Annotated in this window: 10 protein-coding genes; 7 read left to right on the forward strand and 3 right to left on the reverse strand. The window is 73.2% G+C overall.

All coding sequences use genetic code 11. The annotated features are described in order from the left end of the window. Positions 1–101: 101 nt before the first annotated feature. From EMA09_RS23780 to dxs, 7 genes are all read left to right on the forward strand, one after another. Positions 102–1,025: a sugar ABC transporter permease gene (locus tag EMA09_RS23780; protein ID WP_240796715.1), complete on the forward strand. Its 924-nt coding sequence runs from the start codon at positions 102–104 to the stop codon at positions 1,023–1,025. An 11-nt stretch (positions 1,026–1,036) separates the two neighbouring features. Then, positions 1,037–1,891: a carbohydrate ABC transporter permease gene (locus EMA09_RS23785; protein ID WP_346655851.1), complete on the forward strand. Its 855-nt coding sequence runs from the start codon at positions 1,037–1,039 to the stop codon at positions 1,889–1,891. A gap of 182 nt (positions 1,892–2,073) precedes the next feature. Further along, positions 2,074–3,252, forward strand: a complete 1,179-nt coding sequence (locus tag EMA09_RS23790) for an ROK family transcriptional regulator (protein ID WP_129843015.1) — start codon at positions 2,074–2,076, stop codon at positions 3,250–3,252. Between the two features lie 152 nt (positions 3,253–3,404). Next, the gene (locus EMA09_RS23795; protein ID WP_129843016.1) at positions 3,405–4,511 is read left to right on the forward strand and encodes a substrate-binding domain-containing protein; all 1,107 of its coding nucleotides are present in this window, start codon (positions 3,405–3,407) and stop codon (positions 4,509–4,511) included. 118 nt (positions 4,512–4,629) lie between these two features. After that, complete coding sequence (locus EMA09_RS23800; protein WP_129843017.1) at positions 4,630–5,415, forward strand: ATP-binding cassette domain-containing protein; 786 nt, start codon at positions 4,630–4,632, stop codon at positions 5,413–5,415. Beyond that, a complete protein-coding gene (locus tag EMA09_RS23805) occupies positions 5,412–6,641 on the forward strand; it encodes a sugar ABC transporter permease (protein WP_129843018.1) in 1,230 nt (409 codons plus the stop codon). The genes EMA09_RS23800 and EMA09_RS23805 overlap by 4 nt, the downstream gene beginning before the upstream one ends. A 163-nt stretch (positions 6,642–6,804) precedes the next feature. Beyond that, on the forward strand, positions 6,805–8,712 hold the full coding sequence (gene dxs, locus EMA09_RS23810) for a 1-deoxy-D-xylulose-5-phosphate synthase (RefSeq protein ID WP_129843019.1): 1,908 nt from the start codon (positions 6,805–6,807) through the stop codon (positions 8,710–8,712). Positions 8,713–8,736: 24 nt separating this feature from the next. On the opposite strand, the gene EMA09_RS23815 is transcribed toward dxs, so the two are convergent. The 3 genes from EMA09_RS23815 to EMA09_RS23825 all read right to left on the reverse strand — a co-directional run bounded on the left by EMA09_RS23815 (position 8,737) and on the right by EMA09_RS23825 (position 11,794). Beyond that, a complete protein-coding gene (locus EMA09_RS23815) occupies positions 8,737–9,144 on the reverse strand; it encodes a VOC family protein (RefSeq protein WP_129843020.1) in 408 nt (135 codons plus the stop codon). A gap of 116 nt (positions 9,145–9,260) precedes the next feature. After that, positions 9,261–9,599, reverse strand: coding sequence for an NTP pyrophosphohydrolase (locus EMA09_RS23820; protein ID WP_129844218.1), 339 nt, complete (start codon positions 9,597–9,599; stop codon positions 9,261–9,263). A gap of 65 nt (positions 9,600–9,664) precedes the next feature. Next, a complete protein-coding gene (locus EMA09_RS23825) occupies positions 9,665–11,794 on the reverse strand; it encodes a 3-hydroxyacyl-CoA dehydrogenase NAD-binding domain-containing protein (RefSeq protein WP_129843021.1) in 2,130 nt (709 codons plus the stop codon). Positions 11,795–11,798 lie beyond the last annotated feature (4 nt).

Raw genomic sequence — 11,798 nt, forward strand, 5'->3', positions numbered from 1 at the left:
CGCACCGGCGGCGGACGGCGGCCGCGGACGGCCCGCCGCCCGCACACCCGCTGCTGCTCGCGGCGGCCCTCCTCGTACCGCCGCGCCTCACGCCCCGGCGGGTGCGGAACGACCGGCGGTACCGCAGGATCGAGCAGTACCGGTTCGTCCTGTGGTTCCTCCTGCCGCCGCTGCTGATCTATCTCGTGCTCGTCGTCTCCCCGTTCGTGCAGGCGTTCTTCTATTCGATGACCGACTGGACGGGATTCAGCGGGACATCGAACTTCACGGGCCTGGAGAATTACGACCGCCTGCTGCACGACGCGAAATTCTGGGCGGCCGTGCGGAACAGCCTGCTGCTTCTCGTCGCCGCCCCCGTGATCACGCTCGGACTCGGCCTTTTCCTCGCCTTCATGCTCACGGCGGGCGGCCGGCGGCGCCATGGCCGCGCCGTCACGGGCGTCGCGGGCGCGCGGCTCTACACGGTGGTGTATTTCTTCCCGCAGGTGCTGTCGATCGCCGTCATCGCGGTGATCTGGGCGCGGATCTACAGCCCGCGCGGCGGCGTCCTGAACGAGAGCCTCGGCCTGGTCGGGCTCGACTCCTGGCGCCAGGACGACTGGCTGGGCGGCGACCTCGCCCGCTGGTGCGTCCTGGCCGTGCTGTGCTGGTCGTTCACCGGCTTCTACGTCGTGCTGTTCTCCGCCGCGATGGGGTCGATCCCGGCCGAGATCCACGAGGCGGCGCTGCTGGACGGCGCGGGGCGGGCGGTGATGTTCACCCGCGTCACGCCCCCGCTGATCGCGGGCACCGTGCGGACGGGCTGGATCTACATGGGCATCCAGGCGCTCGACGCGTTCGCGCTGGTCAACGTGATGGTCCCGGAGCACGGCATGGAGGTGATCCCCAGCTACCTGTTCGACAAGGCGTTCCGCGAGGGGCAGGCCGGCTACGCGACGGCGATCGGCGTCGCCCTGTTCGTGCTGACGTTCGCCTTCACGGCGCTGATGATGCGCCTCGGCCGCAGGGACCGCATCGAGTTCTGAGGAGGACCGCAGTGGAGCACCCCCCGGAGGGCCGGGCCGCCGGCCGCGCGCTGAACGTCTTCGCCCACTCGTTCCTCGCCGTGTGGGCGGTCCTGGCCGCCGGGCCCGTGGTCTGGGTGGCGATCTCCGCGTTCCGGCCGCACCAGGACCTGGTGTCCGACCCGTTCGGGCTGCCGCTCGACGTGGCGTGGGACAACTTCACCACCGCGTGGACGACGGCCGACATCGGCCGCTACACGCTCAACTCCGCCGTCGTCCTGGCCGGTTCGCTGACCGGGACGATGGTGCTCGGCGCGATGGCGGCCTACGCCGTGGCCCGGTTCACCTTCCCCGGGAACCGGATCGTCCACCTGCTGTTCGCGGGCGGCATGATGTTCCCGGTCTTCCTCGCGCTCGTCCCGCTGTTCTTCGTGCTGGACAACGTCGGCCTCCTCAACACCCGGCTCGGCCTGATCGCCGTCTACATCGCGTACTCGCTGCCGTTCACCGTCTTCTTCCTGGTGTCGTTCTTCCGGACCCTGCCCACGGCCGTGCAGGAGGCCGCCGCCATCGACGGCGCGTCCCACCTGCGGACCTTCGCGCAGATCATGATGCCGATGGCCAGGCCGGGACTGGTCAGCGTGGGCATCTTCAACGTGCTGGGCCAGTGGAACCAGTTCGTCCTGCCGCGCGTGCTGAACGTCGGTGACCCGGACGACGCCGTGCTGCCGCAGGGCCTCGCCGCCCTGATGGTGCAGCAGGGGTACGAGGGCGACTGGGGCGCGCTGTACGCGGGCGTGACGATGGCGATGCTGCCGGTCCTCGCGGTGTACACCGCGTTCCAGCGCCAGGTGCGCGAGGGGCTGACGGCGGGCGCCGTGCGGTAGCCGGGGGCGGGGGAGCGGTCCGGGCGCGGGAGTTCCGGGTTTCCGCGCTGTTCTCCCGCACAGCGGCCCGAGTTCATATAGTGGGCGCGCGCCGTCTCCCGGCACCGGAGTCCGGTGCGGCCGGCGTGCCAGCAGTCCTGTCCGCGACCGTGTCCGGCAGGCCGTCCGAAATGGAGTGAGCCGTGGAGACTCCTGGGTCGCAGTCCTCCCTGCACCGGGCCAACCTGGAGCGCGTGGTCCGCGCCGTGCGCGCCGCCGGCTCGCTGACCCAGGCGGACATCGCGCGGGCGACCGGTCTCTCGGCCGCGACCGTGTCGAACATCGTTCGGGAGTTGAAGGACCGCGGGACGGTGGACGTCCGCACGACATCGGCGGGCGGCCGCCGGGCGCGCAGCGTGTCCCTGTCGACGGACGCCGGCATCGTCGTCGGCGTGGACTTCGGCCACTCGCACCTGCGTGTCGCGGTGGGCAACCTGGCGCACCAGGTCCTCGCCGAGGAGGCCGTGCCGTTCGACGTGGACGCGTCGGCCGGCGAGGGGTTCGACCAGGTCGAGAAGCTCGTGGACCGGCTCGTGGCCGCCGCGGGCGTCGACCGGGTCAAGATCATCGGCATCGGGCTCGGCGTGCCGGGGCCGATCGACGTGGCGACGGGCGTGCTCGGCTCGACGGCGATCCTGCCGGGCTGGCGGGGCGTCAGCCCGCGCGGCGAGCTTGAGGCCCGCACCGGGGTCCGCGTCCACGTCGACAACGACGCGAACCTCGGCGCCCTCGGCGAGCTGGTCTGGGGCTCGGGCCGCGGCTGCGGCGACCTCGCGTACATCAAGGTCGCGAGCGGCGTCGGCGCCGGCCTCGTCATCAACGGGCAGATCTACCGGGGTCCCGGCGGCACGGCGGGCGAGATCGGCCACATCACGCTGGACGAGTCGGGTCCCGTCTGCCGCTGCGGCAACCGCGGCTGCCTGGAGACCTTCACCGCCGCCCGGCACGTCCTGCCGCTGCTGCGCACGAGCCACGGCACGGACCTCACGATGCGCCGCGTCGTGCAGCTCGCGCGCGAGGGCGACCCGGGCTGCCGCCGCGTCGTCACGGACGTGGGCCGCCACATCGGCACCGGCGTCGCCCAGTTGTGCAACCTGCTGAATCCGAGCCGCGTCGTCCTCGGCGGCGACCTGGCCGAGGCGGGGGAGATCGCCCTCGGCCCGATCCGCGACGCGGTGGGCCGGTACGCCATACCGAGCGCCGGCGGCGGCCTCACCCTCGTCCCCGGCGCCCTCGGCAGCCGCGCCGAGGTCCTGGGCGCGCTGGCGCTGGTCCTGCGAGAGATGGGCGACGGGGTGCTGCTTGGCGCCCCCGCCGCCTGACGGACCGGCGGTACGGGTGCCGCCGGCGGTGCCGAGAAAGTTTCGGTACACCGATCCCTGCTTCACCTGTTGACGCCAAGCGGCGCCCGGGAGTTAGCTCATCGCCGACCACGGCCGCGAAGCCGCGACCCGAGAGGGAGGCGAAGCGCACCATGCGAACACACCTGAGACGTGCCGTATTAGCAGCCACGTCCGTCGTCCTGATCTGCACGATGGCCGCCTGCGGCGAGGCGGGCGGCGGTGACGACGACGGCGGCGGCGAGGACGGCGGCGGCGAGAGCGGCGGCACGATCGGCCTGCTGCTCCCCGAGGACCGCACCACGCGCTACGAGTCGTTCGACCGCCCCTACATCGAGGCGAAGATCGAGGAGCTGTGCCCCGACTGCGAGGTGCAGTACGCCAACGCGAGCGAGGACGTCAACGCGCAGAAGCAGCAGTTCGACGCGATGCTGACGGAGGGCGTCGACGCGATCATCCTGGACGCCGTCGACGCCACCGCCACGGCCTCCTGGGTGGAGGAGGCGGCCGCCGAGGACGTGCCCGTCGTCGCCTACGACCGGCTGGCGCACGGCCCCATCAGCGGCTACGTGTCGTACGACAACGTGCGCGTCGGGCAGTTGCAGGGCGAGTCCCTGCTCGCGGCGCTCGGCGACGGGGCCGAGGGGTCCCGCGTCGTCATGATCAACGGGTCGCCCACCGACCCCAACGCCGCCCAGTTCAAGGAAGGCGCCCTGTCCGTCCTGGACGGCACCGCAGAGATCGTCTTCGACCAGGACATCCCCGGCTGGCAGGCCCCCGACGCCGGCCAGAAGATGACGGACGCCATCGAGGCGCTCGGCGACGACGGCTTCGACGCCGTCTACGTCGGCAACGACGGCATGGCGGCGGCCGTCGTCACCGCCCTGCAGTCCGCCGGCATCACGGACGTCCCCGTCGGCGGCCAGGACGCCGAACTCGCCGGCCTGCAGCGCATCGTGGCCGGCCAGCAGGCGTTCACCATCTACAAGGCGCTCAGGCAGGAGGCCGACACGGCCGCCGAGATGGCCGTGGCGCTGATACGCGGCGACGAGCTCGGCGACCTCGCCCCTGACACCGTCGACAGCGAGACGGACGACGGCATCCCGGCCCGCCTGTACGAGCCGGTCGCCGTCACCGTCGACAACATCCTCGACACGGTGATCGCCGACGACGTCTACACCGTCGACCAGATCTGCACCGACGAGTACGCGGACGCCTGCGCCGAGGCCGGACTGAGCTGAGCCGTCCCGCCCGCCGCCCGGCCGCGGCGCGCCGCCGCCCCCTCGCCCGGGGCGGCCGGCCGCCGCGCCGGGGCGTCCGCGGGACGGCCGTACCGAGGAGCAGGAGCTGACCCGTTCCATGACCGCAACCGCCGCACCTCCCGTGCTCGAACTGCGGGGCGTCTCCAAGCGGTTCGGCGCCGTCCAGGCGCTCACCGACGTCGATCTGGAGATACGCCCCGGCCGTGTGACCGCCCTCGTCGGCGACAACGGCGCGGGCAAGTCGACCCTCATCAAGACCATCGCCGGCGTCCACACCATCGACGCGGGCGCCATCCTGTGGAAGGGGGAGCCGGTCCGCGTGTCCCGGCCCCACGACGCCCAGGACCTCGGCATCGCCACCGTCTACCAGGACCTCGCCCTGTGCGACAACCTCGACGTGGTCGCCAACCTCTTCCTCGGCCGCGAGACCAGTCACCGCACCGTCCTGGACGACGTGGCGATGGAGCGGCGCGCCCGCGAGCTGCTCGACACCCTGTCCATCCGCATCCCGGACGTCCGCATCCCGATCGCCGCGCTCTCGGGCGGCCAGCGCCAGACCGTGGCGATCGCCCGCGCCCTCGTCGGCGCCCCGGAGGTCGTCATCCTCGACGAGCCGACCGCCGCGCTCGGCGTCGAGCAGACCGCGCAGGTCCTCGACCTCGTGGAGCGGCTGCGCGAGCAGGGGCTCGCGGTCGTCCTCATCAGCCACAGCATCGCCGACGTACGGGCCGTGGCCGACGATGTCGCCGTGCTGCGCCTCGGCCGCAACAACGGCGTCTTCGACGTGTCCACGACCACCGGCGAGGAGATCATCGCCGCCATCACCGGGGCCACGGACAACGCGGTCACCCGCCGGCGCGGCAGGAAGGACGGCACCGAATGACCGGGCCGGACAGGACCCTCATGCGGCTGCCGCTCGGCGAGCGCGGGCCGCGCGGCTATCTGGAGGACTTCCGGCGCCGCCTCACCGGCGGCGAGCTCGGCTCCCTGCCGGTCGTCGTCGCCATGGTCGTGATCGCCGTCGTCTTCGAGGCGCAGACCGGCAGCTTCCTCACCCCGCGCAACCTGAGCAACATCAGTGTGTACGTCGCCGGCCCCGGCATCATGGCGGTCGGCATCGTCCTCGTCCTGCTCCTCGGCGAGATCGACCTGTCCATCGGCTCCGTCGCCGGCCTGTGCGCCGCGATCTGGGCCGTGACGTCCATCACCCACGGCGTGGACGACCTTCTCGCCATCGTCCTCGCCATCGCCGCCGGGGCGGCCGCGGGCGCCGTCCACGGCGCCTTCTTCGCGTACGTCGGCGTCCCCGCGTTCGTCGTCACCCTCGCCGGCTTCCTCGGCTGGAGCGGCGTCCAGATCTGGGTCATGGGCTCGGAGGGCACCCTCAACATCCCCCGCGACAGTCTGGTCAAGGACCTGACCGGCTTCTACTTCAGCGACATCGCCGCCGCGTACGGCCTGGCCACCGCCGTCACGGCCGGGTACCTCATCTCCTCGGTCCTGCGGGAGCGCCGCCGCGTCCGCGCCCAGCTCCCGCCCCGCCCGGTCCTGGAGATCGGGGTGCGGGTGGCGCTCGTCGCGGTCGCCGCGTTCTACACCGCCTGGACGCTGAACCAGCACCGCGGCCTGCCGCTTGCGGTGGTCGTGTTCCTGGTGGTCCTGCTGCTGGCCGACTACATGGTCCGCCGCACCACGTACGGGCGGCACATCTTCGCGGTCGGCGGCAACGCCGAGGCGGCGCGCCGCGCCGGCATCAACGTGGAGTTCATCCGGCTGACGGTGTTCGCCCTGGCCGGCATGCTGGCGGCGGTCGGCGGCCTGTTCTACGCGGCGCAGGCCGGCGGCGCGTCCAAGGACCTCGGCTCGGGGAACCTGCTGATGAACGTCATCGCCGCCGCCGTCATCGGCGGCACGAGCCTCTTCGGCGGGCGCGGCTGGATATGGTCGGCACTGCTCGGGACCCTCGTCATCCAGTCCATCACCACCGGCCTGAACCTCATGAACATGTCCTCGGAGATCCAGTACATGATCACGGGCGCGGTCCTCCTCCTCGCCGTGGTGGTCGACTCCGTCTCCCGGCGGACACAACGCACCTCCGGACGGACGTAACCGGCCGGGGACGATCATGTCCGGTGACGGAACGGCCCGTGCCACCGCCGGGTGGCCCGGTCCGTTCCGCCACCGGGCGTATCCCCCGTCCACGAGCCGCGCGCCGGGGCCGGTCACACTAAACTCGACGGACGGCCGCTCAACCCCGACGCAAGGAGGAACGGTGCCGCTGCTGAACAGCATCTCGGGACCGCGCGATCTCGACCGGCTCACCCCGGAACAACTCGTGGACCTCGCGGGGGAGATCCGCTCCTTCCTGATCGACGCGGTGGCCCGCACCGGCGGCCACCTCGGTCCCAACCTCGGCGTGGTGGAGCTGACCATCGCGCTCCACCGCGTGTTCGACTCGCCCACCGACCGTGTGCTGTGGGACACGGGCCACCAGTCCTACGTCCACAAGCTGCTCACCGGCCGCCAGGACTTCTCGGGGCTGCGCTCCCGCGACGGCCTCTCCGGCTACCCGTCCCGCGCCGAGTCCGAGCACGACACCATCGAGAACAGCCACGCGTCCACCGTCCTCGGCTGGGCCGACGGCCTCGCCAAGGCGTACGAGCTGCGCGGCGAGCGGCGCCAGGTGGTCGCCGTCACCGGTGACGGCGCCCTGACCGGCGGCATGGCCTGGGAGGCGCTGAACAACATCGCCGCAGCCAAGGACCGCCCCCTCGTCATCGTCGTCAACGACAACGAGCGCTCCTACGCGCCCACCATCGGCGGCCTCGCCACCCACCTCGCGACGCTGCGCACGACCGCCGGGTACGAGCGGTTCCTCGCCCGCGGCAAGCAGATGCTGGAGCGGACGCCCGTCGTCGGCCGCCCGCTCTACGGAACGCTGCACGGCGCGAAGAAGGGACTGAAGGACGTCATCGCGCCGCAGGGCCTGTTCGAGGACCTCGGCATCAAGTACGTCGGCCCGATCGACGGCCACGACATCCAGGCCCTGGAGGCGGCCCTGCACCGCGCCAAGCGGTTCGGCGGACCCGTCATCGTGCACTGCCTGACGGAGAAGGGCCGCGGCTACCAGCCAGCGCGCGACGACGAGGCCGACCAGTTCCACGCGGTCGGCGTCATCCACCCCGACACCGGGCTGCCCGTGGCGGCCTCGGGCGCCGACTGGACGTCCGTCTTCGGCGACGAGATCGTGCGGGTGGGCCGCGAGCGCGACGACGTGGTGGCGATCACGGCCGCCATGCTCCGCCCGGTGGGTCTGGCCCGGTTCGCCGAGGAGTTCCCCGACCGCGTGTTCGACGTCGGCATCGCCGAGCAGCACGGCGCGGTGTCCGCCGCCGGGCTGGCCTCGGGCGGCCTGCACCCCGTCTTCGCCGTCTACGCGACCTTCCTCAACCGCGCGTTCGACCAGGTCCTCATGGACGTGGCGATGCACCGGTGCGGTGTGACGTTCGTCCTGGACCGGGCCGGCGTCACCGGGCCGGACGGCGCGTCCCACCACGGCATGTGGGACATGTCGATCCTCCAGTGCGTCCCCGGGCTGCGGCTGGCGGCCCCGCGCGACGCCGACCAGCTCCGCGCCCAGCTCCGCGAGGCCGTCGCGGTGGAGGACGCGCCGACCGTCGTGCGCTTCTCGCGCGGCAAGGTCGGCCCGCCCGTCCCGGCCGTGGGCCGCGTCGGCGGCATGGACGTCCTGCGGCGGCCGGAGGCCGGCACCGAGCGGCCCGACGTCCTCCTGGTGTCGGTGGGCGCCCTGGCCCCGGCCTGCCTCGAGGCCGCCGAGCTGCTCCAGGCCCACGGCATCAGCAGCACCGTCGTGGACCCGCGCTGGGTGAAGCCGGTGGACCCGGCGCTGCCCGGCCTGGCGGCCGAGCACCGTGTCGTCGTCACCGTCGAGGACAACAGCAGGGCCGGCGGCGTCGGCTCGGCCGTCGCCCAGGCGCTGCGCGACGCGGACGTGGACGTGCCGCTGCGCGACTTCGGCATCCCCGAACGGTTCCTGCCGCACGGCACCCGCGACCAGGTCCTCGCCGAGGTCGGCCTCACCGGGCCCGACATCGCCCGCCAGGTCACCGGCCTCGTCGCCCGCCTCACCGGCGATGTGAGCGCCCCCACCGGCGCCTGACGACGCCTGCCGGCCCGGCCGCGCTCAGTGTCCCTGCAGCGCGGCCGGGTCCATGTACATGACCTCCCAGTGGTGGCCGTCCGGGTCGAGGAAGCCGCGCCCGTACATCGGTCCCTCGTCGATCGGGTCCATCGACGGCGACCCGCCCGACGCCAGCGCCCGCTCCACCAGCTCGTCCACGGCGGCCCGGCTGTCGGCGCTCAGGGTGACGATGGCCTCGGTGACGGCCGAGGTGTCGGCGACGGCCCGCCGCGTGAAGTTCCGGAAGAACGGCTCGGTCAGCAGCATCACGAAGATGTCCTCGCTGATCACGATGCAGGCCGCGTTCTCGTCGGTGAACTGCGGACTGAACGCGTAGCCCAGGTCGCGGAAGAACCGCTTGCTGCGCTCCAGGTCCTTCACGGGCAGGTTCACGAAGATCTTGGCGGTCATGGCGGGCCCCGTTCCTTGCTGGACGTCGGTCGTGTCCGGGCCGCCGTGAGCGCGGCCCGTACCCGATCAGACCCGGGCCGCGCGGAAAACTCATCGCTCCCGCGCGGGCGCCGCCCTCACAGGTCGCGCACCGACGAGGGGCCCGTCACGTCCGCCCCCAGCGCGCCGACACGTCCCCGCAGCTCCCGGTCGGCCGTCACCACCAGCGTGGGCCGCCCGCCGCCCCCCTCCTCGCGCACCAGCTCCACGATCCGGTCGTCGCCGCTGCCCGGCGCCGCCACCACCCGGACGCCGGGGACGGAGGCGACACCCCGCGCCGCGCCCTCCACGACCAGCACGAGGTCCACCGGCCCCGGATAGCGCGTCAGCCGGTCCCGCAGCCGCTCGGCCGCGCCCCGCCGGTCACGCCACCAGCCGTCCGGCACGGACCCGACGACGTTCGCGCCGTCCACCACGACGAGCGGCGCCCGGCCCGTCCCGCGCGGGGACGGACCGGGCGCCGCGTGCCGCGTGCCCTCGCTCACGCGGGGACGCTCGCCACGCCCTGCGGGAGCAGCCGCTCCCCGAGGACCCGCTGCGAGACGCCCTCGCGGTCCAGGTACGGGCCGATCCCGCCGAGGTGGAACGGCCACCCGGCGCCGAGCAGCAGGCACAGGTCGATGTCCAGCACCTCGGCGACGACGCCCTCCCGGAGCATGAGCCCGATCTCCTCGGCGATCGCGTCGAGCGCGCGCGCCCGCACCTGCTCCTCCGTCAGCGGCGCCGAACCCGTCTCGAACAGCGCCGCCACCTCCGGGTCGAGGCGCGGCGCGCCGCCGTCCTGGACGTACAGCGACCGCCGCCCGGCGGCGACGACACGCCCGAGGTTCTCCGAGACGCCGAACCGTTCGGGGAACGCCTCGTGCAGCGTGCCCGCGACGTGGTGCGCCACGGCGGGGCCGACGAGGTCGAGGAGCTGGATCGGCGACATCGGCAGGCCGAGCGGCGCGAGCGCCCGGTCGGCGACCTCGACCGGCGTGCCCTCGTCGATCGCGGCGAGCACCTCGCCCATGAAGCGGGTCAGGATCCGGTTCACGACGAACGCCGGGGCGTCCTTCACCAGCACGGCGGACTTCTTCAGCTTCCGCGCCACGGCGAACGCCGTCGCGAGCGTCGCGTCGTCCGTCTCCGCGGCGCGCACGATCTCCAGCAGCGGCAGCACGGCCACCGGGTTGAAGAAGTGGAAGCCGACGACCCGCTCCGGGTGCTTCAGCCGGGACGCCATCCGCGTCACCGACAGGGACGAGGTGTTGGTCGCGAGGACCGCGTGCTCGGGGACGATCGCCTCGAGGTCGGCGAACACCTCCTGCTTCACGCCCATCTCCTCGAACACGGCCTCGATCACGAAGTCCGCGTCCCCGAACGCCGCCTCCCGGTCCAGCGAGCCGGTGACCGACGCCTTCAGCCGGTTGGCGGCATCGGCCGTGATCCGGCCCTTGCCGAGCAGCTTGTCGACCTCGGCGCGGACCCACGCCACGCCCTTGTCGATCCGCTCCTGGTCGATGTCGGTCAGCACCACCGGCACCTGGAGCCTGCGGGCGAACAGCAGCGCGAGCTGCGACGCCATCAGGCCGGCGCCGACGACCCCGACCTTGGTGACCGGGCGGGCGAGCGCCTTGTCGGGCGCGCCGGCGGGCCGCTTCGCCCGCCGCTGCACGAGGTCGAAGGCGTACAGGCCGCTGCGCAGCTCCTCGCCCATGATGAGGTCGGCCAGCGCCTCGTCCTCGGCGGCGAAGCCCTCGTCCAGGCCGCCGTCGCGCGCCTGCGCGATGATGTCGAGCGCGCGGGCGGCGGCGGGCGCCGCGCCGTGCACCTTGCTCTCGGCGAAGGCACGGCCGCGCTCCACCGCCGCGTCCCACGCGGCGCCGCGGTCCACCTCGGGCCGCGCGACCGCCAGCTCGCCGCGCAGGACCGCCGAGGTCCACACGAGCGACTGCTCCAGGAAGTCGGCGCCCTCGAACAGGGCGTCGGCCATGCCCAGCTCGTGGACGGCGGGGCCGGTCAGCATGCGGTTCTGGCTGAGGGCGTTCTCGATGATGACGGTGACGGCGGCGTCCGGGCCGATCAGGTTCGGCAGCAGCGTGCAGCCGCCCCAGCCGGGCACCAGGCCGAGGAACACCTCGGGCAGCGCGAACGGGCCGCCGGTCGCCGAGACCGTCCGGTAGGTGCAGTGCAGCCCGACCTCGACACCGCCGCCCATGGCCGCGCCGTTCCAGTAGGCGAAGCTCGGCACCCCGAGCGACGCGAACCGCCGCAGCACCGCGTGCCCGCCGGCGCCGATCGCCAGGGCCTCCGGGCGCTCCCGCAGCACGCTCACGCCCTTCAGGTCCGCGCCGACCGCGAACACGAACGGCTTGCCGGTGACGCCGGCCGCCACGATCTCCCCGGCCGCCGCCTCCGCCTCGACCCGGTCGAGCGCCGCGTCCAGGTTCGCCAGCGAGCGGGGGCCGAGCGTCGTCGGCTTCCGGTGGTCGAACCCGTTGTCCAGCGTGATCAGCGCGAACCGTCCCGCGCCGTGCGGCAGGTCCAGATGCCGTACGTGCGCCTGCGTGACCACCTCGTCGGGGAACCGCTCGGCGGCCTCCCGCAGTACCTCACCCGCACCGCTCACGGGC

It is taken from the genome of Streptomyces sp. RFCAC02, from assembly GCF_004193175.1.
Taxonomy (GTDB): domain Bacteria; phylum Actinomycetota; class Actinomycetes; order Streptomycetales; family Streptomycetaceae; genus Streptomyces.

Coding starts and splice junctions, on each gene's coding strand:
- EMA09_RS23805 (WP_129843018.1), top strand. CDS start 5,412: ATGACCGGGCCGGACAGGACCCTCATGCGGCTGCCGCTCGGCGAGCGC.
- EMA09_RS23800 (WP_129843017.1), top strand. CDS start 4,630: ATGACCGCAACCGCCGCACCTCCCGTGCTCGAACTGCGGGGCGTCTCC.
- EMA09_RS23815 (WP_129843020.1), bottom strand. CDS start 9,144: ATGACCGCCAAGATCTTCGTGAACCTGCCCGTGAAGGACCTGGAGCGC.
- EMA09_RS23795 (WP_129843016.1), top strand. CDS start 3,405: ATGCGAACACACCTGAGACGTGCCGTATTAGCAGCCACGTCCGTCGTC.